Annotated in this window: 24 protein-coding genes and 2 pseudogenes; 18 read left to right on the forward strand and 8 right to left on the reverse strand. The window is 58.6% G+C overall.

The window, feature by feature from the left end; all coding sequences use genetic code 11:
* The first annotated feature begins 24 nt into the window (after nt 1–24).
* Together ABIE40_RS29260 and ABIE40_RS29265 are read left to right on the forward strand one after the other, a co-directional pair.
* Entirely contained in the window at nt 25–438 is a 414-nt protein-coding gene (locus ABIE40_RS29260) for an SDR family NAD(P)-dependent oxidoreductase (RefSeq protein WP_502944838.1), read from the forward strand.
* Between the two features lie 206 nt (nt 439–644).
* Nucleotides 645–1,505, forward strand: coding sequence for a LysR family transcriptional regulator (locus ABIE40_RS29265; RefSeq protein ID WP_199628653.1), 861 nt, complete (start codon nt 645–647; stop codon nt 1,503–1,505).
* Nucleotides 1,506–1,638: 133 nt separating this feature from the next.
* On the opposite strand, the gene ABIE40_RS29270 is transcribed toward ABIE40_RS29265, so the two are convergent.
* Nucleotides 1,639–2,598 carry a LysR substrate-binding domain-containing protein gene (locus ABIE40_RS29270; RefSeq protein WP_354541226.1) on the reverse strand — a complete coding sequence of 320 codons (960 nt, stop codon included), beginning with the start codon at nt 2,596–2,598 and terminating at the stop codon, nt 1,639–1,641.
* 449 nt (nt 2,599–3,047) lie between these two features.
* On the opposite strand from ABIE40_RS29270, the gene ABIE40_RS29275 reads away from it, so the two are divergent.
* Nucleotides 3,048–4,067: a TerC family protein gene (locus ABIE40_RS29275; protein WP_210341154.1), complete on the forward strand. Its 1,020-nt coding sequence runs from the start codon at nt 3,048–3,050 to the stop codon at nt 4,065–4,067.
* Between the two features lie 487 nt (nt 4,068–4,554).
* On the opposite strand, the gene trpB is transcribed toward ABIE40_RS29275, so the two are convergent.
* The 3 genes from trpB to folE all read right to left on the reverse strand — a co-directional run bounded on the left by trpB (nt 4,555) and on the right by folE (nt 7,994).
* Nucleotides 4,555–5,760: a tryptophan synthase subunit beta gene (trpB, locus tag ABIE40_RS29280; RefSeq protein ID WP_449099155.1), complete on the reverse strand. Its 1,206-nt coding sequence runs from the start codon at nt 5,758–5,760 to the stop codon at nt 4,555–4,557.
* 74 nt (nt 5,761–5,834) lie between these two features.
* Nucleotides 5,835–7,160: an ABC1 kinase family protein gene (locus ABIE40_RS29285; RefSeq protein ID WP_199628434.1), complete on the reverse strand. Its 1,326-nt coding sequence runs from the start codon at nt 7,158–7,160 to the stop codon at nt 5,835–5,837.
* A 222-nt stretch (nt 7,161–7,382) separates the two neighbouring features.
* Nucleotides 7,383–7,994 carry a GTP cyclohydrolase I FolE gene (gene folE / locus ABIE40_RS29290; protein WP_199628433.1) on the reverse strand — a complete coding sequence of 204 codons (612 nt, stop codon included), beginning with the start codon at nt 7,992–7,994 and terminating at the stop codon, nt 7,383–7,385.
* 143 nt (nt 7,995–8,137) lie between these two features.
* Here folE and ABIE40_RS29295 point away from each other — a divergent pair, with 143 nt between their 5' ends.
* The 4 genes from ABIE40_RS29295 to ABIE40_RS29310 all read left to right on the forward strand — a co-directional run bounded on the left by ABIE40_RS29295 (nt 8,138) and on the right by ABIE40_RS29310 (nt 10,557).
* On the forward strand, nt 8,138–9,130 hold the full coding sequence (locus ABIE40_RS29295) for an NAD(P)/FAD-dependent oxidoreductase (RefSeq protein ID WP_199628432.1): 993 nt from the start codon (nt 8,138–8,140) through the stop codon (nt 9,128–9,130).
* Nucleotides 9,096–9,563: a DUF3429 family protein gene (locus ABIE40_RS29300; RefSeq protein ID WP_199628431.1), complete on the forward strand. Its 468-nt coding sequence runs from the start codon at nt 9,096–9,098 to the stop codon at nt 9,561–9,563. The genes ABIE40_RS29295 and ABIE40_RS29300 overlap by 35 nt, the downstream gene beginning before the upstream one ends.
* A gap of 169 nt (nt 9,564–9,732) precedes the next feature.
* A complete protein-coding gene (locus tag ABIE40_RS29305) occupies nt 9,733–10,233 on the forward strand; it encodes a fasciclin domain-containing protein (protein ID WP_413709037.1) in 501 nt (166 codons plus the stop codon).
* 102 nt (nt 10,234–10,335) lie between these two features.
* Complete coding sequence (locus ABIE40_RS29310) at nt 10,336–10,557, forward strand: hypothetical protein (RefSeq protein WP_130279741.1); 222 nt, start codon at nt 10,336–10,338, stop codon at nt 10,555–10,557.
* Nucleotides 10,558–10,826: 269 nt separating this feature from the next.
* On the opposite strand, the gene ABIE40_RS29315 is transcribed toward ABIE40_RS29310, so the two are convergent.
* On the reverse strand, nt 10,827–12,119 hold the full coding sequence (locus tag ABIE40_RS29315) for a TadE/TadG family type IV pilus assembly protein (RefSeq protein ID WP_112717556.1): 1,293 nt from the start codon (nt 12,117–12,119) through the stop codon (nt 10,827–10,829).
* 328 nt (nt 12,120–12,447) lie between these two features.
* Between ABIE40_RS29315 and ABIE40_RS29320 the strand changes: the two are divergent.
* Nucleotides 12,448–12,874: pseudogene (locus ABIE40_RS29320) on the forward strand (aminotransferase class III-fold pyridoxal phosphate-dependent enzyme); the annotation flags it as partial.
* 353 nt (nt 12,875–13,227) lie between these two features.
* Here ABIE40_RS29320 and ABIE40_RS29325 read toward each other — a convergent pair.
* Nucleotides 13,228–13,956 (reverse strand): SDR family NAD(P)-dependent oxidoreductase, encoded by a 729-nt coding sequence (locus tag ABIE40_RS29325; RefSeq protein WP_199628429.1) that lies wholly within the window; start codon nt 13,954–13,956, stop codon nt 13,228–13,230.
* A gap of 95 nt (nt 13,957–14,051) precedes the next feature.
* On the opposite strand from ABIE40_RS29325, the gene ABIE40_RS29330 reads away from it, so the two are divergent.
* The gene (locus tag ABIE40_RS29330; protein ID WP_112717095.1) at nt 14,052–14,474 is read left to right on the forward strand and encodes a winged helix-turn-helix transcriptional regulator; all 423 of its coding nucleotides are present in this window, start codon (nt 14,052–14,054) and stop codon (nt 14,472–14,474) included.
* A 320-nt stretch (nt 14,475–14,794) separates the two neighbouring features.
* Here the strand turns inward: ABIE40_RS29330 and ABIE40_RS29335 are convergent, their stop codons facing one another.
* Nucleotides 14,795–14,965, reverse strand: a complete 171-nt coding sequence (locus ABIE40_RS29335) for a hypothetical protein (RefSeq protein WP_354541227.1) — start codon at nt 14,963–14,965, stop codon at nt 14,795–14,797.
* Between the two features lie 28 nt (nt 14,966–14,993).
* Here ABIE40_RS29335 and ABIE40_RS29340 point away from each other — a divergent pair, with 28 nt between their 5' ends.
* The 3 genes and pseudogenes from ABIE40_RS29340 to ABIE40_RS29350 all read left to right on the forward strand — a co-directional run bounded on the left by ABIE40_RS29340 (nt 14,994) and on the right by ABIE40_RS29350 (nt 17,179).
* Nucleotides 14,994–15,830: an alpha/beta fold hydrolase gene (locus ABIE40_RS29340; RefSeq protein WP_354541228.1), complete on the forward strand. Its 837-nt coding sequence runs from the start codon at nt 14,994–14,996 to the stop codon at nt 15,828–15,830.
* Between the two features lie 95 nt (nt 15,831–15,925).
* Nucleotides 15,926–16,375 carry a Rid family hydrolase gene (locus ABIE40_RS29345; RefSeq protein WP_130279731.1) on the forward strand — a complete coding sequence of 150 codons (450 nt, stop codon included), beginning with the start codon at nt 15,926–15,928 and terminating at the stop codon, nt 16,373–16,375.
* Between the two features lie 73 nt (nt 16,376–16,448).
* A pseudogene (locus tag ABIE40_RS29350) lies at nt 16,449–17,179 on the forward strand (gamma-glutamylcyclotransferase).
* On the opposite strand, the gene ABIE40_RS29355 reads toward ABIE40_RS29350, so the two are convergent.
* Complete coding sequence (locus tag ABIE40_RS29355; protein ID WP_199628428.1) at nt 17,166–18,065, reverse strand: LysR family transcriptional regulator; 900 nt, start codon at nt 18,063–18,065, stop codon at nt 17,166–17,168. The pseudogene ABIE40_RS29350 and the gene ABIE40_RS29355 sit on opposite strands and share 14 nt — an antisense overlap.
* A gap of 117 nt (nt 18,066–18,182) precedes the next feature.
* Here ABIE40_RS29355 and ABIE40_RS29360 point away from each other — a divergent pair, with 117 nt between their 5' ends.
* The 6 genes from ABIE40_RS29360 to ABIE40_RS29385 all read left to right on the forward strand — a co-directional run bounded on the left by ABIE40_RS29360 (nt 18,183) and on the right by ABIE40_RS29385 (nt 24,683).
* On the forward strand, nt 18,183–19,118 hold the full coding sequence (locus ABIE40_RS29360; protein ID WP_199628427.1) for a VOC family protein: 936 nt from the start codon (nt 18,183–18,185) through the stop codon (nt 19,116–19,118).
* A 281-nt stretch (nt 19,119–19,399) separates the two neighbouring features.
* Nucleotides 19,400–20,089, forward strand: a complete 690-nt coding sequence (locus tag ABIE40_RS29365; protein WP_199628426.1) for a hydrolase — start codon at nt 19,400–19,402, stop codon at nt 20,087–20,089.
* 77 nt (nt 20,090–20,166) lie between these two features.
* A complete protein-coding gene (locus ABIE40_RS29370; protein ID WP_112717083.1) occupies nt 20,167–20,454 on the forward strand; it encodes a XapX domain-containing protein in 288 nt (95 codons plus the stop codon).
* 98 nt (nt 20,455–20,552) lie between these two features.
* A complete protein-coding gene (locus ABIE40_RS29375) occupies nt 20,553–22,430 on the forward strand; it encodes an amidohydrolase (RefSeq protein ID WP_199628425.1) in 1,878 nt (625 codons plus the stop codon).
* Between the two features lie 220 nt (nt 22,431–22,650).
* Complete coding sequence (locus ABIE40_RS29380; protein ID WP_199628424.1) at nt 22,651–23,088, forward strand: DoxX family protein; 438 nt, start codon at nt 22,651–22,653, stop codon at nt 23,086–23,088.
* Nucleotides 23,085–24,683 carry an MFS transporter gene (locus tag ABIE40_RS29385; RefSeq protein ID WP_199628423.1) on the forward strand — a complete coding sequence of 533 codons (1,599 nt, stop codon included), beginning with the start codon at nt 23,085–23,087 and terminating at the stop codon, nt 24,681–24,683. The genes ABIE40_RS29380 and ABIE40_RS29385 overlap by 4 nt, the downstream gene beginning before the upstream one ends.
* The last annotated feature ends 468 nt before the right edge of the window (nt 24,684–25,151 follow it).

Here is a 25,151-nt window from a genome sequence, read left to right on the forward strand (position 1 = left end):
AACATAGAACCGAGGTACACAACGATGCTCAAGACAGATAACTCTGCGCTCGCCGGTAAGCGAGCACTCGTGACGGCGGCCGCTCGCGGGATAGGTGCCGCCGTAGCGTTGAAGCTCGCCGACGATAGCGCCGACGTTGCGATAACTTACGAGAAGTCCTCCGAATACGCCAATGCCGTTGTCGCCGAGATACGCGCGATGGGCCGCAAGGCTGTTGCCATTCAAGCAGACGCCGCGCTTGCCGGATCTGCGAGGGCTGCCGTCGAGCAAGCAGTCGAGGAACTTGGCGGGCTCGACATTCTGGTCAATAACGCCGGAGTCCTATTCGCAGGCTATTTCTCGACGCAGCCGCTGCAAGAGATTGACCTCGTCGGCGGGCTCGCAACGAGCTACAAGTCGACCGACCGGGCGTGCGGATTCCATTGCGACGGACGCTAAGCGCTCATCCAGATGGCTTGTGCGAGCCAGCGTATCACTGCGCTGAGCCACAACGCCTAGCAGCCAATATCAAGCGCGCCTCCGACAGCCTAGGAGTTGCCGATGTTTCTCTAAGGCAATGGCTCCGCCATCTCGTTCAACTGCCGCTGCAGGCGTCCTCTGGCATCGTTGGCTGGTCAACGTCAGATCCCCGCAAGGATTGATCACTGACTGATCTCTACTTCTGGGCCGTTGCACATGAGGCAAACCTCACCCGTGCCGCCTCGCTCCTCAATGTTTCCCAGTCGGCCCTGTCTCTCCAGATCAAGCTTCTGGAGGAGCGATTGGGCCACGCTTTGTTCGAGCGGCGGGGGCGTCAGCTCCACCTCACCGAGGCGGGACGTATCGCACTCGATCATGCAGATACCATCTTTGCGGCAGGCGACGAACTGATCGCCACGCTTCGGGAAAGTGGAGCAACCAGACGCACTGTTCGCATCGGGGCATTGGCGACATTGTCGCGCAATTTTCAGATGGAGTTCCTTCAACCGATCCTGGGTCGTCCGGATGTAGACCTGGTTCTTCGATCTGGCAGCTCGCGCGAGCTAATCGAGGCGTTGCAGACACTGAGCCTCGACATCGTCTTGTTGAACAAGTCTCCCGCGGCTGATCCGATCTCCGGCTTGATCGCCCCGCACGTATACGAGCAACCCGTTAGCCTTGTCGGAAAGCCGTTTCACGCCCGACCCGGCGCATCGGTAAAGGAGCTTCTGGCTGCATATCCATTGATCCTCCCAACACCGGAGAGTGGCGTTCGCTTCCAGTTCGACGCCATCGTCTCCGGCCTGGGCGTCCAGCCGCAAATTGCCGCCGAGGTCGACGATATGGCAATGATGCGTTTGCTGGCGCGGGCAGGGGCGGGACTTGCGGTTCTTCCCCCGATCGTCGTCAAGGGCGAGCTTCAGACCGGTGAGTTGATCGACTTTGACGTCCTGCCGAGCATCATCGAAACATTCTATGCGGTTACTGTAAGAAGGCGGTTCCCAAACCCGCTGGCAGCGCTGTTGTTAAAGCGAGATCATGATTGACGCCGGGTTAGTCATTGGCGGAAGCAAGATCGGGCGGTAACCTGGCGGCGTGGCGGACAACAAATGACACTCCACAGACCGCATCGCAATCGAGGCCGTGACAGCACTATTCAGTTTTTCCTCTCATTGAGGCTCAGGCGTCAAGCAGCCCGAGCGCTCGCGCAGCTTTCTTCCCATGCCGTGCGAGCGCCTCGAAGTGGCTTTTTCGGCCGCTGCCATCACGGAAGTAGAACCCGATGGTCCGCGTCTCCTGCCAGTCCACGAATGGCAGCAGCAGGACGTCTTCAGATTGACGAAACTCTGATCGAGCGTAGAGCTCGGGAAAGAGCGAGCAGCCCATGCCGATCGACATCATGTGCCGAATTGCGTCAAGGCTCGTTCCCTCATAGTCGTCGACGATTTGGGCGCCGGAGGCGTCAGCAAGATGTCTGACATTTTCGAAAAGCCTGTTACCGCTGCCCAGAGCGAGCAATGTCTCTCCTCGAAGGTCCTCCACCCGGACGACCCGCGCCCCCGCAAGCCGATGCTCCCGGGGTATTCCCAGATAAAGCTTTTCCCGCCCGATCGGAATGAATGTCAGCGTGTTGTCGGTCAGAGCCGGTCCTATCCCGCAATCGAGAATACCCTCGACCACCGCGCTCTCGATCGCTGCAGGGCGATCCTCCGTGATGTATATCCTGAGCTTCGGAAATTCCGCATGGATCGTGGGAAGAAAGGTCGGCAAAAAATAAGGACCAAAGCTCGGGGAGGTTCCAAGCTTGATCAGACCCCCGAGGGTTTTGGCGCTTTGGCCAACGGCGTCAAGGAGATCGTTGATTGCCGCGAGGGTGATACGGGCGCCATGGACGAATTGTTCACCGGTTTTCGTCGTGATTACGCCGCTGGATGTCCGCTCGAATAGCTGGATCCCCAGGCCGCCTTCCACCGCGCTCACCTGTACCGAGAGCGTCGGCTGGGAAACATGACACCGACGCGCAGCCGCACCGAAATGCCGAGCTTCAGCTACCGCAATCACATATTCCAACTGGCGAAAGGACGGACGAAAAGGCATTGCCTGATAGAAGCATGCTATCGCGATTATTACAACAATCAATTGGCGCTATCATGAACTGCTCTCCACCTCTGTCCTGAAAAAAGTGTCAGGACGCGAAGATGAACGATGACGTTACATTCCACGACAACAGCCCGTCACGCCGGGAGGCTCAGCGCAAGCTCATCTCAACTGGGATCCAGCGTTCGAACGGAAAGAGGTCGCGCGCGCGAAAGCGTGACCGTGTCGACTATATCGAGCGGCGCAACCGAGATGGACATTCAGTGACCGTTCCGGTCGTCCGCCGCCGCAGCATGTCCCGAGTTCTTCTGCTCGAGGATATGTAACGGACCGGCGACCTGGTCAGAAACGCGTTAGCGCTGGGCGTGAACCGAGTTGAGACGGCTCGCTAAACCAAGTCGCCAAACAGACGTGCCTTATCCGGCACATCCCCACGAGCCCTGCAGTCCGGGCCCCTCTGGCGAGAGAAGCCGGTCCTCTCGCGATGTCGGATGTCGTATTCCGTATCGAACGACCGGTCGGAGAGAAATGTGGATTACGGCTTCCTTCTTGTCGATTGGCTCGGCAAGCCACTTTGGATGTGGCTGACGTTCCTATCTATTGTCTTGGCGCTTCTCGTATTCGACTTGGGCGTTCTGCATCGCCACGACCGGGAGATTTCGGTACGCGAAAGCTTTATCCTGTCGTCGATGTATATCGGGCTGGGACTCACTTTCGGAGGGTGGGTCTGGTGGCAGCTCGGCGCCGAACCGGGGATCAATTATCTGACTGGCTTCGTCGTCGAAAAGACGCTGGCGCTCGACAACGTGTTCGTTATCGCCTTGATTTTTTCATTTTTCGCCGTCCCCCGGATCTATCAGCATCGAGTGCTCTTCTGGGGCGTCCTCGGCGTTATAGTCCTTCGCGCGATCATGATCGGCCTCGGTGCGACGCTTGTATCGCAATTTTCCTGGCTACTCTATGCATTCGCGGCTTTTTTGATCGTCACTGGCGTCAAGATGCTGCGGGTGGGCGATAGCCTACCCGAGATGGGCGACAACCCGGTGGTCAAGCTCCTTCGTCGCCGCTTTAACGTCACAGATGAGCACCATGGCCAAAACTTCTTTGTCAGAAAGCCCGATCCGAAAACGGGCAGGCTGGTCTGGTTCATGACGCCACTGTTCATGGCGCTCGTCATGGTGGAACTGGCCGACATAATTTTTGCGGTCGACTCGGTGCCGGCGATCTTCGCGATCACGACAGATCCGTTTATCGTCTACACGTCGAATATATTTGCCATTCTCGGCCTTCGCGCCCTGTACTTCGCGCTGGCTGCCATGATCCATCGGTTCAAGTACCTCAAGCCGGCTCTTGCGATCGTGTTGATATTCATCGGCTCGAAGGTCTTCGTGGCCGATCTGCTCGGTGTGGAAAAATTTCCCGCAGCAGTATCGCTTGGGATCACGTTCCTGATCATCGGAACAGGCATCGTCTGGAGCTTGCTGCGGACGAAGACCGCGCACAGGACATAGCCGAACCCGACGGAGCAGCTATAGTTTTGTATACGCGCCGGACGGTGTCCGGCGCGGTCGTCCGCAAATCGCCTGGGCTGACGCAGGACGAATACGTCTGGCACTGCCCACGGGGCGTCGAGGTCCTCTCCGGCAGTAGTCTGCTATATCGACAGAAGAGACAACGCTTTCGCAAGGGGCCTGGTGGCCCACGCCTTTATTCTGCTGGAAGAATGAGAATAAAGCTGGCGGTCGCCCCTCAGTCAGCATGGAACCGCCCTCTGCACTTGCACTTGCGGCGCCAGGACCGTTGCTATTCCGGTCCCGCCAACGTTTGATCGGAAGCGTGCTTGCTGACCGCATCATGTGATTGCCGGATAGACGTTGCGAGGGTCGATTAAAAAACTCAGCCTTGCCAGTCCGGACTGCCGGCCAAGGACGGAAGAGTTTTTGCAGTCCCAATATGAGGTTTCGGGACGGGGCAGATCGTTCTTACCATCGATAGCTGCTATTCCAGCTTCAGAAGGCCCGACACAGTAAAAATATCCTTATCGCCGCGGCCGCAAAGGTTGACGATTATGATCTCGTCGCGCTCCATGCGCGGCGCGATCTTCATCACCTCTGCAATTGCGTGCGAAGGCTCCAGGGCCGGAATGATCCCCTCGATCGTAGACAGGAATTGAAAGGCATTCAAAGCCTCAGCGTCTGTCGCGGAGCTGTAGAAAACGCGCCCTGTGTCTTTCAGCCACGAGTGCTCCGGGCCGACCCCGGGGTAGTCCAGCCCAGCGGAGATCGAGTGTCCTTCATTTATTTGACCCTCTTCGTCCTGCAAGAGGTAAGTGCGGTTGCCATGCAAAACTCCAGGACTTCCCCGTGTCAGTGAGGCGCAGTGTTGCGACGTGTCCAAACCTTTTCCGGCGGGCTCGACGCCAAGCATCGCCACATCGCGGTCGGCTAGGAAGGGATGGAACAAGCCGATGGCATTGGAGCCACCACCGACAGCGGCCACCAATAGATCGGGAAGCCGTTTTTCAAGTTCTACGATCTGCTCGCGTGCCTCCCGCCCGATGACGGATTGCAAGGTTCGGACCATCTCTGGATAGGGATGGGGACCGGCGGCTGTGCCGATGAGATAGTAGGTGTCATCGATGTTTGAGACCCAGTCGCGGAGCGCCTCGTTCATAGCGTCCTTCAGGGTCCCGTTTCCAGAGCGGACCGGGCGTACATCGGCTCCCAGCAGCTTCATCCGAAACACATTGGGAGCCTGCCGTTCGACATCAGTTTCGCCCATGTAGATCACGCATTCGAGACCGAACCGCGCGGCCATCGTCGCAGTGGCCACGCCATGCTGGCCTGCACCGGTCTCCGCAATGATCCTGGTCTTGCCCATGCGTTGGGCAACCAGGATCTGGCCGAGACAGTTGTTGATTTTGTGCGAACCGGTGTGGTTCAACTCGTCTCGCTTCAGATAGATACGAGGCCCTCCCAGTCGGCCTGTCAGTCTTTCCGCATAGTAGAGTGGGCTCGGTCTCCCAGCATAATGTCGAGACAACATGTCGAGCTGTTGCCAGAATGATGCATCTGTTTTCGCTTTCTGCCACTCTTCGCTCAGGGCGATCAGGAGGGGCATCAGCGTTTCGGGCACAAAGCGTCCCCCGAATCTTCCAAAAAATCCGTCATCATCCGGTAGCGCGTTGTGTGTGAGCATTTGCATCATGATCTCCTTGATGCTCTTACGCCACTGGCTGCATTTGGATGGTGCCGACTGACTGTTTTATGCTTTAGATCTCAGCCATTCATCGGATTGTAGCGGTCAAGCATCACCTCGAGTGGCACTTTGGCCTGCAGGGTTACCGCCAGCAGAACCGTGCCGCTTATCTTGCGCTGTACGAACAGCTTGTCTGGTGGCGGCACGCGCCACGTATTTCGATCTGCAATGATCGGTTCCGCCTTTTCCCGAATGGCTTTGACGAAGTCTCGATCTGAAAAATCGAACTGGTAACGGTCGTGTCTTGCCAATTGCCGAAGGACGATATCGATTATTTCATTGAGCGCGGCGCTGTGGTTCGCAATCTGCGCAGAAGAAACAAACTCCATGGTCAACAGGGCCTGTCGGATTTTGGTGCGATCGCGAGCAAGGCCGGCACCAAGCAAAGCCTGGTATTGCTCGGCGGTATCAGGTGCAAGCTGCCGCGTTGCGCCAAAGTCGAGTAAGACAATCTTGCCTTCATTGGCCTGAAACCGATAATTGGCGAAATTGGGATCAGTCTGCATGAGTTTGAACTCGAACAGTTCCTTAAGAACAAGATCAAGAAGCGCAGTTACAGCGAGATTGCGGTCTTGCTGCGGGGCATCGGTCAAGGTCTCGATCTTTGAACCGGCCATGTAGTCCATCGGCAAGACAGTCTCATGAAGCAGGTCATCGACCGGAGCCGGTACCAGAAATCGTGGGTCGTCTTCGAGCAGCGCCCTGTAGTGTTTCATCTGCTCCGCCTCGCGCAAATAATTGGCCTCCTCCCGTAGCTGACGTTTTGCCTCCGCGAGCAGGGGGCCGAGATCCAGATTTGCCGGAACAAGGCCGGACATGCGCAGGATCGCAGCAACGTTATCAATATCGGAATCGATACTCTTAGCGACGCCGGGATACTGAACCTTGACAGCGAGCTCGCGACCTGTCGCAAGCCGGGCGCGGTGAACCTGACCGATCGAGGCAGCCGCGATCGGGGCCATATCGAAGCGAGCAAACCTGGATCGCCAGTTGCTTCCCCAGGCATTCCTGAGCACGCCCTCGAGTTGACGCAGCGGCATCGTGTGAGCATTTTCACGAAGTTGAGCAAGGATCGCGGTAAGTTCCCGAGGCAGGATGTCGCCGGTGTCAAGCGACAACATCTGGCCTAGCTTCATTGCTGCACCTCGCAGTCGCGATAGTTGCTCTGCTGCACGCAAGGCGTTTGATGGTGTCAGAACAAGGTCTGAAAGATGCGGCCGTTCACCCCGCGCCAGAGGCCCCAGCCCCTCTCCCACAGCTCCGGCGGCAACGCCGCCGGCGAGCTTTCCCAAAGCAGCAAGTCGGCTAAGACGGCTTTGAGGTACCGGGCGAGTTCGGTCGGTCATTGGACGATCCTTTGCAAGCGGACGTTCGAAACATGAGCCGGTTGGAGGCCACAGGTTTCGCAACGTGGCCCGCATGCCGGTGGTGAGGCCGGTGAGGTGCAGGAGTGCCATAGAACCGTCAAATGCACCTGCATCCTGATCACGATTTCCAGCTGCGCTACCGCTTGGAGCAGGGCTAGTCGCTGCGCATGCTGCAATGTTACGTGCGCCCCAAGACCCCCTCTATCGCTGGCGCGCCAGCTGCATGAAGCGCGCCTGATCTGACGCAAACATCTGGAACTGGCCGGTGAAGAACGTGGTTATGGTCCTGGCGCCGTTTTTCTGGATCCCGCGCATTGCCATGCACATGTGCTCAGCTTCAAGCATCACGGCGACACCTTTGGGTCTTAAGCTCTCGTCCAGGGCTTGCGCAATCTGAGCCGTCATCGTCTCCTGCGTCTGAAGCCTGCGGGCGTAGAGATCGACCAGCCTTGCAATTTTTGACAGTCCAAGAACTCCATGATCGGGAATATAAGCAACATGGGCAACCCCATGAAACGGGACCATATGGTGCTCGCAGTGCGAATGAAACTCTATATCCCTGACGAGGACCATGTCACTGTACCCACCGACCTCTGAGAATGTCTTGGCCAGAATGTCTTCAGGTTCAACATCGTACCCCGAGAAGAGCTCGCGATAAGCCTTTGCCACGCGTCTTGGTGTTTCCATTAGCCCTTCGCGTGACGGATCATCGCCAGCCCAACGGATCAACGTACGCACGGCCGCTTCTACTTCCAATTGGGTCGGCCGTTCCGGATCTGGCGTAAGCTCGCTTTTGGTCACCACCGCGTCCATTTCACTTTCTCCTCAATCTGTCAGGCTGGTGTTACGCTGACCAAGCACAGGTGGATCAAACAGGCGTTGAGCTGAACAGTGGTTTCTGATCTGTTTCGGCGCAGAACCGTACAGTGAACCGTCATTGATCACGGCGAACGAATATGGTCGCGATGCAACGCGTTGGTATTATTGGTGCGGGAATGGCCGGTCTTGCTGCTGCCCGATCGCTGTCGAAGTCCGCGAACGTAACGGTTTTCGAAAAGGAAAGAGGCGTCGGCGGCCGGATGGCGACACGTCGGGTCGATAACAGCTCGTTCGACTATGGCGCACAGTATTTCACAGTGCGTGATGCAAGTTTTTCCAGGCAGGTGAAGGCAGCTTGTGAGGCCGGCCTGGTCGCTGTTTGGACCTGCGCTCCCATGACCTTACCGGACAATGGTTTACCGAAGACGGCTGCCTTGGACCCCACACGGTACGCTATTCCAGAGATGGACGCTCTCGCAAAATCAATGTCGGTCGGTCTTGATCTCCGGCTGCATACGTCTGCGGGCAAAATTACAGGCAAACCCGGTAGCTGGTATGTCAACGCTGGTCATGCCTCGCATGGGCCATTTGATTGGGTGGTCGTAGCAGCGCCTGCCCGACAGGCGGCCATGCTGATGCCTGAGCTGTTCTCGCACCATCGAACATTGACGGGGGTCACAATGAGTGGCTGTTTCACGTTGATGATGAGAATGCTGGACGATGCCAGATTGCCATTCAAGGCTGCCTGGCTGTCGGATCCTGTCATCGGCTGGATCGCTCGTAATCACACTAAGCCAGGTCGCGCATCGTCCCCGACCCTGGTCGTCAACGCAACGGCGTCATGGGCGGACGCCAACATCGATGTATCGCTCGATATCGTGCGCCGGACGATGGTTGAGGCTTTAAAGCGTCATATGCCCCTGAAGCCGGCCGAAACTCGAACAGTTGTCATTCACCGCTGGCGCGATGCCGACGTCATAGAGGCTGCCGGCCAGCCTTTTCTCCTCGATGAAGGCAATCAGCTTGGCGCTTGTGGCGACTGGTGTATTGGAGGTCGTGTCGAGGCAGCATTCATGAGCGGCTCGAAGCTTGCGGATGCCATCCTCGCAGCGATTGGAGAACAGAAATGAAAGCGACGGTACGCGGCGTTTCGAGGTCCTCACCTATCTGGGTGCGCTGCCATTCTGGTTGCTCGTACTGCCAGTAATCCTTCAAGTCGGCGCGGCCTCGCAACTTTTTGCTGCTTACGGGTCCATTATTGCAGCGTTCATGGCCGGAGCGTTGTGGGGCGGCGCGCAGGCTTCGGCGTCTGGTCTCGGTATCATTGTGCTGAGTAACGTGTTGGCGTTGGCTTCCTTTGCAAGCGTTTTGATCGGATCACCCGCGCTCGGTCTTTCGATCCAGATGGCGCTCTACCTCGTGCTTCTCGCTTGCGATTTCTCGCTTTTGTCTGATCGTGCAGATCTCCGCTGGTATCTACGGCTGCGCTTAAGAGTCACGGCACTCGTTGTTCTGTCCTATGTTGTCGTGCTGATACACGCGGGTTTCAACATATCGAGGTGATCGCATCGCTTTATGTGGCGACCGGGACGCGTCTTGAAAAAAATCAAACCGAAATCGTGAGGATGCGTAGACAGGCGACCGGGCAAGAGACCGGCAACGAGAGGAGACCATCATGAACAGGCTTTTGGTAACTTCGGCTGTCGCACTATCAATCGGTTTGGCGGGAGTTATGGGTGCTAACGCTGCCAATCCTAAAGTCGGCGGTGCGGCGATGTATGAAGACAAGAATATCGTCCAGAACGCTTCCAATTCGAAAGACCACACGACCCTGGTCGCTGCGGTCAAAGCGGCCGGGCTGGTAAAGACGCTGGAAGGGAAGGGGCCCTTCACGGTGTTCGCGCCGACCAACGAAGCTTTCGACGCCCTTCCGAAGGGTACTGTCGAGACGCTGTTGAAGCCCGAAAACAAGGAAAAGCTGGCAAAGGTCCTCACTTGTCATGTGGTTGCTGCCGAAGCAATGGCAAGCACGGTCGCGAAGATGATCAAGGACGATGGCGGCGAGCATGACATCAAGACGGTCGGAGGTTGTGTGATCAAGGCCAAGGAAAACATGGGAAAGATCACCCTCACCGATGAGACCGGTGGCACTGCGACCGTGACCATCGCAGACGTGAAACAGTCAAATGGCGTCATCCACGTTATTGATAAAGTTCTGCTTCCGAAATCCTGATGTGAATTGCCGGGCTGCGTGTCGCAGCCCGGCTACCGTCCCTGTCGATGTCCGCGACGGTCTGCAAACGGCCGCCTTATGCCCGAGGAGACGGGATTGCTCATGGGAGATGGCGACGATCGCAACCGGACCAATCATTGGATAATGTACGGCCTGCCGGCCGCCACCGTTGTCGCAATTTTGGTGTTCCTGGGAGGGACAGTGTTTCTGGGAGCCGATGACGAGACGTCAGTTTCGAGCGACGGGTTGTGGCAGCTGGCATCGCTCTCGTTGATGCCGATTGTCGTTTTTACCTTCTGGCTACTCGGCCGACACCGGCTTTGAGCGCCAAACTCGAAGGCGGCTTACGATCTCCGCTACACCCGGCAAAAGTTCGATCGCATACTCAAGAACACGGTCGGGCTCCATCGTCGATAGCAGGGAAGGTCTAAAGGTTCTTCCTCTGCCAAGCCTTGAAATACACGCCACTAACAGTCGAGCTGTCTCTCGTGACCTTGGCGACTGACATGCGCACTAAAAGACACCTTTGATCGAGCAAGCTGCATGGCAAAGCGGACTTAAGGGGATCGACCATCAGACATGTTGCGCAATCACTAGGACGTTAAGCGCGGCTGCCTGATAACCCTGAGGAACAAAGCTTTCATTGCATCCGCGATGCCGTCGGTCGGTGTCACTTCGAAATAGAGGCCAGGGGACGCACATTCCGCCATTTTAGCAGGAATCTGGCTCTGGAACGGCGAGATCCAGGTATTGTACCAACTGTTCTTCGGAAGCGGTAAATAGGTCGTGTAGAGGACAGCAATCTTGACGCCGCGCGCTTTTAAAGGAGCGCAGAAACTCGTGTCGATCGGCTCCTGGCAGCGACCGCCGGTGGTTTTCTTGGTACAAGTGGATGGCTTGTAGCTGTCGCCGACGCCGTCCGCCACGAAGAACAGGATCTTCTGCGGGTCAGCGGACGTGTTGCCGCTGCCCGGCGTGGTGATGATGGTGTTCATCTGCGTCAGAGCACTGTCAAAGCTTGTTGTCTGATCACTGTTGTATCCCTGACTTGGAATGGTCATGAGATCGACGGCATCTGTGTATGATCGAACTTGATCCAGATCGTAGGTGGGATCTGAAATGGTGGTGAGCTTCGCATCCTCGGCCTTGGTGCCAAAGGTGTAAACTCCCATTCTGAACTGGTTGCTCGTGACGCGCGTGCTCTTTGCCGTCGTCGTCAACTGCTGGGTCGCCTGGCGGACCGTGTCGATACGCATGGTCACTCCGAGCGACTTTGCCAGATTGTAGTAGCTCTTGTTGCCGCTTGCGATATCGTGGCAGGCAAAGGCGCAACTGTCGGATGTGTTGGCTTGCATCTTGGTGACATCAGCTGCCGTAGCGCCGACACCCATTGAAGGTGTGTTGTCGATGAGGATATAGAAATCCATGAAGGACGCGGTTTGATATTCGGCGCTGGCGGTACCCGACACCTCAATACTGGTTTTACCAAATATCGCCATGAAGGTCGTCGGGATTGATGTCTTGAAGGCGATGTTGGAGGTGACCTTGTTCAAGTTGCGCGTTACTGTCACTGACAGGTCGATCGGTAGCGACGCGGCTTCTCCCGACATCTGTCCCGTGAACAGTTTGCGCGCTTCACTCTCGCCGACAGATATGGAGCCGTCAGCCGGCATTGCCATGGCCTGAGTAACGGCCGAAGACTTTTCCGCGACTGCCCCGACCGCTGCAGCGTCGGCAGCGTCAAAGAGTTGGGTGCGAATCTCCAGCGCGTGCGAAAAATCGATAGCCATGCCGGCGGCCCCGACCAGGGGCGTGATCAGGATTGCCGTCAATAACCCGAAATTTCCCGAACGGCATGCGAAGATGCGCCTAACTGTCTTTATCATGCACAAAGGTACCAAAGAGGACATGTGCGACTTCTAGCACCCTGCCTTTAAGGTCCCGCTAACCGGCTTGGTAAAGCAATTTCAGATGCTTACATCTCATACGCGAAAGCCGGAGGCGTCGCAGCCCGCGATGGTCGTGTGGCCGCCGTTACGCGGCAACAAGAATGTCATCACCTTTGCATCGAGCCTGATGATCAGCCATGACGAGATCGAGCTTGCAATATCACTGCTCGACCAGCTTCTCACTCACGCGAACGGAGATAGTCCGGTGCAACTGCTTCCCCTTCATCTCGATGATGCGTTGGAGTTGCAACCCCACTTTGTTCAATCCCCTTTTTCTGGCGTATGGGCCGAGGAGGAGATGATCAATCCCACCATTTCCCGCCCGGTTCCACCCATTGGACGTTTGCAAGCAACCCGATGGGCACGTCCGTCGCGTTGGAGACGCTGAAGATGTTCTCGAAAATGACTTTGGCGCCAGCGTCATGGAAAAGGGTGCGCATTTCCTTGAGGTCTCAAGGACCTGCAGTCGCAACATGCGATCGTTGGCGAGGTGGATGACCTAGGCTGGCCTTGCGGATGGAAATGTGCAGGGAAGATGCTTTCACGCCTGACAAGGCGACGCTCGACTGGATGTGCGACGAAGGCATGAAGGGCAATCCCGTCGTTGTCGGTCGTAATACGGGTTGGTGCTCGGTGTCGGCGGCTACCAAATCGATGCTGGCGCCGAGCGTCACGACCCAGCTGTCCGGTGATGCAACGGCCGCTTTATCTCCAGCAAATGCCCTTACCGTGGCAGCCGGAAGAAGGAGTGTGAGAACAAGACATGTTTGAACCAATCGACTGATGCCGGTCATGCCTGTACCAGATACTGGCGCACGCACTTGATAGTGCCTTCCTGCTTGCGGGAGTCAAGCAGCAGGCGGGCGACGAACCCAAAGCCTGTCTGTGTTTGGCTTGTCCCGCAGGAAAAAGCCAGAGCAGACAGCGCCTCACCTGGGCCTTGCTTCCCAGTGATGATGCACGCATCATCACTAGAAGAGGCCTTTTGATGGCTCGCGCGCTTTTTAGCGCCGAGTTTCTCGCCGGCGGATAACAGGGATGGGCATCAGACCTGTGCCATGCCTCCGTCTACGGCTATTTCCGCGCCTGTCGTAAAGCTGCTTTCGTCGCTGGCCAGAAACAGGGCCGCGGCCGCCACCTCCTCAGGTTTGCCCATCCGCCCAAGCGGTATCATCCTGGACAGTGCCTCTCGAACATCTTGGGAGGCTGCGGCCATCATCGCGGTATCGGTTGGTCCCGGACTTACGACGTTGACACGAATTCCCTTTGAAGCAAGTTCGTTGGCCCATGTGCGTGTGAGCGAACGGACTGCAGCTTTCGTGGCGCCATAGACCCCATAGCCCTTGGTGCCGATATCGCCCGCAATCGAGCCAATCAGCACGATCGTTGCCCCGGGCTGCATCAAGCTGATGGCACCTTGCGTCGCAAACAGCAGGGATCGGACATTCAGGCAGAACGTTCGATCATAGTGATCCTCGGAAATTGCTCCGAGAGGCGCGTGTTCTGAAAGCCCGGCGTTGACGACAAGCACGTCGATATGGCCCTGCTCCGATCGGATCTGCTCAAAGACGCGCTGGAGATCTGCATTGTTTCCGGCATCGGCCTTAAGGGCGTGGATGGTGCCGGTGCCGCCAGGCTCCGTCTGTGTCTCTGCGCTCTTACGGCTCGTTGCGTAGACCGTTGCGCCCTCGCTGGAAAACCTTTGCGATATGGCCCCGCCGATACCGCCAACGCCGCCGATTACGAGGGAAATCTTGTTTGCTAATCTCATCACATCAACTCCATCAATAGTGATGGGCAGAAGATATAAACTCTATACCTACGGTCAATTACGCACTATATGTAAAGCAGATATCGTGGAGTATATCCATGCAAAGGACCGACGAAGGTTTTCCCGCTACGCCTTGTTCTGCTGAAAGACACAAAGCTGCCGCAGCCGAGGCACTATTGAACGTAGAAAAGGCGCGCCCGGTGCTGGAGCAGATCGCCAACAAATGGTCGGTGCTGATCCTGACGGTTCTGTGCTCAAGGCCGTCGCGGTTCAACGAGATCATGCGGCGTCTGGACGGGATCACGCACAAGGCGCTCGCCGACGCATTGAAGCGCCTGGAGCGCAACGGTCTGATCCGTCGTGAAGTGCTGACCACGACGACACCGGTCGGGGTGGAGTATACCATCACTTCGCTTGGCCGTTCCCTTCAGCAACCGTTCGAAGCCCTTTACACATGGTCCATGACCTACGGTCCCGAGCTGGAGCAAGCGCAGCACGACTACGATAACGGCAAACGTTGATCGCTTGGCGCCTTGTATCGCCGACATGCCTTGTATCGCCGACATGCCTTTTATGGCTGGCAGGGCCTTGAGGAACGCAGCGCTTTCACAACCTGCCTCGCGCGAGCAACGAAGCCAAGCCCAGCTGCCTGTGTCGTTACGACGGTGCGCGCTCGCGTCCGGCCGGTGCATCGCAGATTCAGGGTCGGCGGTGACGTTTCTGACGTCGGGTCTTCCACGCATGATCTGGCCAAGGCTGCGGATTGTTTCGCCAGACGCAACAAACTCAACACTATTCAATCAATTGTTGATCCGCGGTTCTGGCAGCAATATCGCACCTGTCAGACGAAGACGTCTTCGCCTGAGAGTTTCAAAAAGGAAATCGCAGGACGCACGATGACGAAAGCCTTTACATCGATCACACGCCGGAACGTGTTGATGAGCGCAGGCGCCGCAGTCACGCTCGCAGCCATGTCACGCGCTTCCGGCCTTGCAGCCACCATCGATCCCACCACAGTCTCCAGCAAAGGACACGAGTTCATGAGCACTATAACCACCAAAGACGGCGTCGAAATCTTCTACAAGGACTGGGGAGCGAAGGATGCCCAGCCGATCATGTTCCACCATGGCTGGCCGCTTTCATCCGACGACTGGGACGCGCAGATGCTGTTCTTCCTCTCCAAGGGTTTTCGCGTCGTCGCCCATGACCGCCGCGGCCACGGGCGCTCTGCCCAGGTGTCGGACGGCCACGACATGGATCATTATGCTTCCGACGCCTTCGCAGTCGTCGAGGCACTCGACCTGAAGAATGCCGTCCATATCGGTCACTCCACCGGCGGCGGCGAGGTTGCCCGCTACGTCGCCAAGCATGGCGAACCTTCTGGTCGTGTTGCCAAGGCAGTCCTCGTTTCCGCCGTTCCGCCGATCATGGTCAAGACCGAGGCCAATCCCGAAGGCTTGCCGACGGAGGTGTTCGACGGCTTTCGCTCGGCGCTTGCCGCAAACCGTGCGCAATTCTTCCGCGACGTGCCGGCTGGTCCATTCTACGGTTTCAACCGCGATGGCGCGACTGTGCATGAAGGCGTGATCCAGAACTGGTGGCGTCAGGGGATGATGGGCGGCGCAAAAGCGCATTACGACGGCATCAAGGCATTCTCGGAAACTGACCAGACCGAAGACCTGAAGAATATCAGCGTTCCGACGTTGGTTCTGCACGGCGAAGACGACCAGATCGTCCCGATCGCAGATTCCGCCCACAAATCCGTCAAGCTCCTGAAAAACGGCACGCTGAAGACCTACCCGGGCTTCTCTCACGGGATGCTGACTGTCAACGCCGACGTTCTCAACGCTGATCTGTTGGCTTTCATCCGGGCCTGATCGGCATTGACGGCGGGTGCGGGCTCCCTCGCATCCGCCGTCTTCGGATTGCTGGTCCACACGCGCGAGCGCGCTGCATATCGATAGGAAACGTAATGACGACGACAAAGACAATCGCAAACCTTGGCGTTGCCTGGGAGCAAACCTTCGGCTACGCGCAGGCTGTCCAGGTCAAGGATACGATCTACATTTCTGGACAGTTAAGCCATGACGGCGACGGCAAGATGGTCGCGCCAGCCACCCTTGACGCGCAAGGCCGTCCTGTCGACTTCGAGCCAATGGAGGCGCAGATACGTCAGAGCTATGTGAACGCCAAGAAGCTTCTTTCTGAGTTCGGTGCCACTCTCGACGACGTTGTCGAAGAGACGCTTTTTGTCCTCGACGTCGCGAGTGCATTCGCAGCCGGATCAAAGGTCCGCAAGGAGATGTACGGCACGGACACTCCGTCCGTCGCAAGCAACCTGATCGGAGTGAGTGCGCTCGCCTTCCCCGAACAGATCGTCGAGATCACGTTCCGCGCGGTGCTCGACGCCACGGTCGCCTGATTAGACAACAGTCGCTCGAAGCGTTGCCGGGGTGATGCACTGCCGCGGCAAATCTATCCTCATGGGTGTCCTGATGCCAAGACCATATTCAGCGACGATGAGATCGCCATCCGCCTTGCATCTCACCACGGATCTCGTCGCCAGGACCTTGAGGACTGTTACGGACGAAGGTCCGGAGCCTAACTGGACGCCCATCTCGTCCAACCAGCTCGATGAGCTCGTCCAGAGGGTCGATGAGGAAGCGCGCGATCAAGAGATTTGGGTGTTTGCCTATGGCTCGCTGATGTGGAACCCGGGGTTCGACGTGGCGGGCTTCGAAAGAGCCGTCGCGTTCGGATGGCACCGTGCGTTCGCATTGAGGATCGAACGGCTGCGGGCGACCTCGGATGCGCCGGGTCTTATGCTTGCCCTTCAGCCGGGAGGAAGCTGCACCGGCCTGACCTCAAGCTTGCCTGCGCGTCGAAGAAGGAAGATCTACGTAGGCTCCTGGCCCGCGAAATCCGCTATGTCGAAGTTTGCGATATGGTCCGTTGGGTCACGGTCCGGACACCGGCAGGACCCCGTCGCGCATTGACATTCTGGGCAAGCCCGACGCGGTCAGCACTGACCCAAAAGGTACCTCTCGAACAGGCGGCGGCGCTGATTGCCCAGGCCTGTGGACCGGCTGGGTCTTGTGCGGAATACCTGCATCGCACCGTCGTTGATCTTGCAGAACGCCAAATCTTCGACCGGAACCTATGGCAGTTACAGGAACTTGTGGCAACGAAGCTTCAGGCTCTCCCGCTACCTGTCAATCCAGCATGACCATATGCGCCGCCACCTGCTCTTCGAAGAATTTCGAAAAGGAGGCGATACGCGGCGGCAGAGCCTGGTAAGGCGGATAGTAGAGGGTGAGCCACAGATCTGGCGGCGCCCATCCCTTGAACACATGCACGAGCCGTCCACTGCGGATGTGTTCGGCGATGTTGAACCCCGGAAGCAGGGCGACACCTGCCCCGTCTGCGGCCATGTCCGCGAGCACCTCGCCGCTATTGGCGCTGAACGCTCGTCCCGCCGATATTGCGATGCTTGAGCCACCGTCCGACAGAACCCAGTTCTCCCGCCGGCTTTCTCCACTGTAGGCAAGGCAATCGTCCAGCGTCAGTTCGTTTGGATGCGACATGTCGACGAAGCGGCTGCCGGGCGCCGCGACGAGAATGCGCGGTACGACGCGGATCTTCCTCCAGATCGTGAATTTGTCGGAGGGCTGCGAGGAGATGCGGATCGCCAGGTCGTAATCGTCGTCGACGATGTTGACCAGGCCGTCAGACAGGGAGATTTCGAAGCTAATCTTCGGATAGCGCTCCTTGAATCCGGAAAGGATCGTCGGCAGCACGACCTTTCCGAACCAGGTCGGTGCGCTGATCCTGAGGCGTCCTTCCTCGGCTTTGTGGGCGTTCATCACTTCGCGTCGGGCATCCTCCAGCGTCTTTACCGCGGGTTGGATCTGCGCAGCAAAGATCGCGCCGTCGGTGGTGAGGGACACTTGGCGCGTGGTGCGCACGAAGAGCTGAACGCCGAGCTCTGCCTCCAGGGCGGCGATGGCTCGCGTTACGGCAGCGGGCGTCATGTCGAGTTCGCGGGCAACCTGGGCGAAGTTCCGCTTCTCAGCGGCGAGGAGGAAGGTGCGGAGTGCCTTGTAGTCGTTCATATCATTATTTCAAAAATCGCAATTCGTTCAAAACAAGTATTGCAATTCCGCCTGGTCATCAACGGGCCTAGATTGCCTTCACACAACAATCATCCGTGCTGAGAGAAAGGCATCGACATGATCAAGGACATCAAGGGACTGCATCACGTAACTTCTATGGCGTCGGACGCACGCCAGAACAACCACTTCTTCACAAATACGCTCGGCCTGCGCCGCGTCAAGCAGACGGTGAACTTCGACGATCCCAGCGTCTATCACCTTTATTACGGCGACGAGACCGGTAGCGCCGGGACGGTGATGACCTACTTTCCCTTTCAGAACATGATGCTTGGCCGCCCCGGGGTCGGCGAGGTCGGCGAGACGCAATTTTCCGTGCCGAAAGGTTCGCTGAAATTCTGGCGCGACCGCCTGGCCTCGCAAGGCGTCGATGGGCTGGAAGCAGACACAATCTTCGGAGCCAGGCGGCTTCGCTTCATGGGCCCGGACGGCGACAGCCTGGCGCTGATCGAAGCGGCCGACGACCGCCGCTCGTCCCCCTGGCTTGGTCGCGGTATCCCGGACGATGCTGCTATCCGCGGTTTTGCCGGCGCTCGCTTCCGCCTGCACGATACGGCTGCGACGGAAGAACTGCTCGGCCTCATGGGCTACCAGCGCGCTGAAAAGGAAGGCGACGTCACGCGCTTCATCATTCCGGGCGGAAACGGCGCCGACACGATCGACCTTCAGCTCCTGCCAACGACGCCCTTTGCCCGGCAGGGCGCCGGATCCGTTCACCACATCGCCTTCGCCGTCGACAACCGTGAACAGCAGCTCGAAGTGCGCAAGGCTCTGATGGATACAGGCTACCAGGTCACGCCTGTGATCGACAGGGACTATTTCTGGGCCATCTACTTCCGTACGCCGGGCGGGGTATTGTTCGAGATTGCCACAAACGAGCCCGGCTTCAATCGAGACGAGGACACCGCCCATCTCGGAGAGGTGCTCAAGCTGCCCAGCCGTTATGAGGAATTTCGCGCCGAGATCGAGTCCAACCTCGTTCCGCTGGCTGCGTAAGCACAGTACCGAACCTGTGTCAGCAGAACAAGGGCCGCGATCCGAAAGGATCGCGGCCCTTGTTGCCACAGGGAGAACTTGTTCGGCCGCGCCAGCCGATCGTTGCATTTTCCGCAATTCAATCGAAATACTTATTGCAATTCCTGACGGGCCACCATGCCGATAGGTTTGATTTCAGCAGCCAGGACGGCGAGCGAAACGGCCTGCGGGCCAGGAAGCTCCCGCCCGCCGCTATCGATTTTCAGGCACCCCATGCGGGCCGCAACCACGAGGAAAGTACCATGTCCAAGCTCCAAGTCCTGACCCCGGCAAACAGCCAGCTCATCTTCATCGACCAGCAGCCGCAGATGGCTTTCGGCGTCCAGTCGATCGACCGCCAGACGCTGAAGAACAATGTCGTCGGTCTCGCCAAGGCTGCCAGGATCTTCAACATCCCGACCACGATCACCACGGTCGAGACGGAAAGCTTCTCCGGCAACACCTTCCCGGAACTGCTCGGCGTCTTCCCCGAGAACGACATTCTGGAGCGCACGTCGATGAACTCCTGGGACGACCAGAACGTTCGTGACGCCCTTGCCAAGAATGCCGCCGGCGGCGCTAAGAAGATCGTCGTCTCCGGTCTCTGGACGGAAGTGTGCAACACGACGTTCGCGCTTTCCGCTCTCAACGACGTCCCGGACTACGAGATCTACATGGTCGCCGACGCCTCCGGCGGCACCTCGCTGGAAGCCCACAATCGCGCTATGGACCGCATGGTGCAGGCGGGCGTAATTCCGGTGACCTGGCAGCAGGTCCTGCTTGAGTGGCAGCGCGACTGGGCACGCAAGGAGACGTATAACGCGGTCACGTCGCTGGTGAAGGAACATTCCGGCGCCTACGGCATGGGCATCGACTACGCGGTCACGCATGTCCACGGCGGCGCCGAGCGCGTCAGCCACGGCAAGCGCATCGGCCCGAACCCAGCCAAGTAATCACCCATCACCGCCGCTTCCGCAGGATCGCACGTCCGGATGCGGAGGCGGCTTCATTCACAGTCGAGGATGCCCCCATGAAACTCTACATTCTTTCCATCGGCGCCGGTCTTCTGGTCGGTATCGTCTACAGCCTGCTCAATGTTCGCTCTCCCGCGCCGCCGATCGTGGCCCTTGTCGGCCTGCTTGGCATTCTGGTTGGCGAACAGCTCATTCCTTTCGCCAAGACGCTGATCGCCAGGGAGCCCGCAGCCGTCTCCTGGATCAACCAGATCAAGCCGCACATGTTCGGCCATATGCCGAAGGGCGAGAGCCGCAACGACGTTGTCCTGTCTCGCCACGATCAGCACAAGTCTGATAGCTGACACCGCAAGAGGAGATTCGCTTGCGGTAGGCCCCAGCCCGGCGATCCCGGCGCAAGGCGTTGAAATCAATCTTAATAATAAAGCCAGGAGCATTTCCCATGTTCGCCGACCTCATCCTCCACCACGGTCTGATCACCACGCTCGATCGTACCAATCCAACTGCCAGCGCAGTCGCTATCAAGGACGGGACCTTTCTTGAAGTCGGCACCGACGCCGAGATCATGGCGCTCGCTGGCCCCGACACTAAGATCGTCGACCTCAAGGGCAAGCGCGTGCTACCCGGCCTGATCGACAACCACACCCACGTCGTGCGCGGTGGTCTGAACTACAACATGGAACTGCGCTGGGACGGCGTTCGTTCGCTGGCTGACGCGATGGACATGCTGAAGCGTCAGGTAGCGATCACGCCGGCCCCGCAATGGGTTCGCGTCGTCGGCGGCTTCACCGAACACCAGTTCGCCGAAAAGCGCCTGCCGACGATCGAGGAGGTCAATGCGGTTGCGCCCGATACGCCGGTCTTCCTGCTGCATCTCTATGACCGCGCGCTTTTGAACGGTGCTGCGCTCCGCGCCGTCGGCTATACCCGCGACACACCGAACCCGCCCGGCGGGGAGATCACGCGCGACGCCAACGGCAACCCGACCGGCATGCTGCTTGCCAAGCCGAACGCCGGCATTCTCTATTCGACGCTGGCAAAAGGCCCCAAGCTGCCCTTCGACTACCAGGTCAATTCCACCCGACATTTCATGCGCGAGCTCAATCGTCTCGGCGTTACCGGTGTGATCGACGCCGGTGGCGGCAATCAGAACTATCCCGATGACTACGAGGTCATCCAGAAGCTCTCCGACGAAAATCAGCTGACAGTTCGTCTCGCCTATAACCTGTTCACCCAGAAGCCGAAGCAGGAGAAGGAAGACTTCCTCAACTGGACGTCTTCGGTCAAATACAAGCACGGCAACGACTACTTCCGCCACAATGGTGCCGGCGAGATGCTGGTCTTCTCCGCCGCCGATTTCGAGGACTTCCGCCAGCCGCGCCCGGAAATGGCGCCGGAGATGGAAGGCGAGCTCGAGGAAGTCGTGCGCGTTCTCGCCGAAAACCGCTGGCCCTGGCGCATGCACGCCACTTATGACGAAACCATCTCGCGCTCGCTCGATGTCTTCGAGAAGGTCAACAAGGACATTCCGCTCGAGGGCCTCAACTGGTTCTTCGACCATGCCGAGACCATCTCGGAGCGCTCGATCGACCGTATCGCGGCACTCGGCGGCGGTATCGCCACCCAGCATCGCATGGCCTATCAGGGCGAATATTTCGTCGAGCGTTACGGCCACGGCGTTGCCGAGGCCACGCCGCCGATCCGCCGCATGCTCGACAAGGGCGTCAATGTTTCGGCCGGCACGGATGCGACGCGTGTCGCCTCCTACAATCCGTGGGTATCGCTCTCCTGGATGGTGACGGGCAAAACGGTCGGCGGCATGCAGCTCTATCCGCGTGCCAATTGCCTCGACCGCGAGACCGCGCTCAGGATGTGGACGGAAAAGGTCACCTGGTTCTCCAACGAAGAGGGCAAGAAGGGCCGCATCGAGAAAGGCCAGTTCGCCGATCTCGTGGTGCCAAGCAAGGACTTTTTCACCTGCGCCGAGGACGAGATCTCGTTCCTGACCTCCGATCTGACGATGGTCGGCGGCAAGATCGTCTACGGCTCGGGTGACTTCGCCAACTACGACGAAAGCAATATCCCGCCCGCCATGCCGGATTGGTCTCCGGTGCGCAAGTTCGGCGGCTACGCTGCCTGGGGCGAACCCGAAGGGGCGGGCGCACGCTCGCTGCGCCGCACGGCCATCTCCACCTGCGGCTGCGCCAGCGACTGCGGCGTTCATAGCCACGACCATGCCGGTGCCTGGACGTCGAAGCTGCCGATCGCGGATCTCAAGGGCTTCTTCGGCGCACTCGGTTGCTCCTGCTGGGCCGTTTGAGGCTGACGCGATAATCGAACGACGTATCGGCCTGGGCAGCGGCAGACCGCTGCCCAGGCTTGTTTTATAGGAGGGGAAAACTCCCACGAATAATTGCGTTTGTCGCAATTAAATCGAAACTATTGATGCAATTGTTGGCGGCAATGGTTCCCGGCAATATCGCTCCATCAGACGAACACAGCGCCGCTCGAACCGACCGGCCCAGATCGCAGGAGTAATGATGACCAGCCACTCTCCTTCAAACTCGCGCAGGCTTCTGGCCGATGTCGTTTCGGCGCCCGCCGTGCGAACGGCCGCGCTGCTCGCGCTTTGCGCCGCCTATATCCAGGGCCCGCTGACCAAGATCTTCGATTTCGGCGGCGCGATCGCCGAGATGGAGCATTTCGGTCTTCACCCCGCTCCCGTCTTTGCTGTCGCCGTCATCGCCTTCGAGCTGACTGCGTCGGCCCTGGTTGTCTCGGGCATGCTCCGGTGGGTAGGCGCTCTCGCGCTCGCCGGCTTCACTGTCCTTGCGACCTTCATCGCGCTCCGCTTCTGGGAACTGCCCGCCGGCATGGAGCGGATGATGGCAACCAACGCCTTCTTCGAACATCTCGGCCTCGCGGGCGCCTTCGTCCTCGTCACCATTTTCGATATCACCAAGGGAGCTGAACAATGAGCACCACAAACTCGCCCGGGGGCAGCTTTGCGCCGCTTGCACAACCGGTCTTCGCGGTCCTCTGGGCTGCGACCGTTCTCGGCAACACCGGCAGCTTCATGCGCGATGTCGCCAGTTCCTGGCTGATGACCGATCTTTCGGCCTCGCCGGCGGCTGTCGCCATGGTCCAGGCGGCGGGCACGCTGCCGATCTTCCTGCTCGCCATCCCGGCCGGCGTCCTGACCGATATTCTCGACCGGCGCAAGTTCCTGATTGCCGTCCAGCTGCTGCTCGCCTCTGTCAGCATCAGCCTTATGGCTCTTGCCCAGACGGGCATGCTCTCGGTCAGTGCCCTCATCGGTCTGACATTTCTCGGCGGTATCGGCGCTGCGCTGATGGGGCCGACCTGGCAGGCGATCGTGCCTGAACTTGTCAGACGGGAAGATGTCAAAAGTGCCGTGGCGCTGAATTCGCTCGGCATCAATATTGCGCGGTCGATCGGGCCGGCCGCAGGCGGTCTTCTGCTTGCCGCGTTCGGCGCGGGTCTCACCTATGGTGCTGACGTCGCGAGCTATATCATCGTCATCGCAGCACTTGTCTGGTGGCCGCGCGCCAAGAATCCGAATGATGCTTTGCAGGAGAATTTCTTCGGAGCCTTTCGCGCCGGCCTTCGCTACACCCGTGCAAGCCGCCCGTTGCATGTCGTGCTGCTGCGCGCTGCAATCTTCTTCGCCTTCGCCAGTGCGGTCTGGGCCCTTCTTCCTCTGGTAGCCCGCCAGCTTCTCGGCGGTGGTGCAAGCTTTTACGGTATCCTGCTTGGCGCGGTCGGTGCCGGTGCGATCGGCGGAGCACTCGTCATGCCGAAGCTGCGCGAACGTTTGAGCGCCGATGGCCTGATGCTTGGCGCAGCCATCACCACCGCTATCGTGATGTCAGTCCTGGCCCTTGCGCCTTCGAATTCGATTGCCATTATCGCTCTGCTTTTTCTGGGCGGGGCCTGGATTACCGCTCTGACAACGCTCAATGGTGCCGCTCAGGCTGTCCTTCCGAACTGGGTGCGCGGTCGTGGTCTTGCCGTCTATCTCACCGTTTTCAACGGCGCGATGACGGCCGGCAGCCTTGGCTGGGGCGCCGTCGGTGAAGCAGTTGGCGTTTCCGGCGCGCTGGTGATCGGCGCGGCCGGTCTGCTGGTCGCCGGGCTCATCATGCACCGCGTGAAGCTGCCGACCGGGGATGCCGATCTGGTCCCGTCGGCCCACTGGCCGGAGCCTCTCGTTGCCGAGCCCGTCGCTCATGACCGTGGACCGGTCCTGATCCTGATCGAATATCATGTCGAAAAGCAGCACCGCAAAGCGTTTCTGCACGCCCTCGACACGCTCTCCCAGGAACGTCGTCGCGATGGCGCCTATGGCTGGGGCGTGACGGAAGATTCCGCCGATCCAGAGAAGATCGTGGAATGGTTCATGGTGGAGTCCTGGGCCGAGCATCTTCGCCAGCACAAGCGCGTTTCGCATGCCGATGCAGACCTGCAGGGCAAGGTGCTCGGGTACCATACGGGGACCGAAAAGCCGGTTGTACGCCACTTCCTGACGATCGACAGACCAGGTGCAGCATGATCAGCTCGCCCGCCACATACATCTGGACCCGGGGCATTGCCTTAAACGATTTTTCGTTGCCCATTATGCGATCCTGGTCTGACAAGACCTCTATGTCAGACTGGCACAATCTGGGTTCCACGTAGCTTTAGAATGTGTTGCAGCTAGTTCTGGACAATGAAAAAGCGCAGTCAAAGCTGCGCTTTTCTAACTCGCCGACCAACGCAATTTAGTCTTTCATTTTATGGGGGTCTCGTAGACCTGCCGCGACGATCTACGTCGACCCGGTCGCCGGCCTCGTCCCGGAAAAGTTCAACATATCTCAGCTCGAAGAGACCTCCGAGAAGGGAGCCGCGAGTTCAAGGTGATCGATCTTGACTAACGGGAGCTCGCCTCGACAAATCGCTCGTGACCGGGATAAAGACGCCAACGCCAAGGAGATAGAGTGGGGTGCGCGTGATAACTCCGCCCCTCAATAAGCATGTTCGA

It is taken from the genome of Rhizobium sp. OAE497, assembly GCF_040546565.1.
Lineage (GTDB): Bacteria > Pseudomonadota > Alphaproteobacteria > Rhizobiales > Rhizobiaceae > Rhizobium.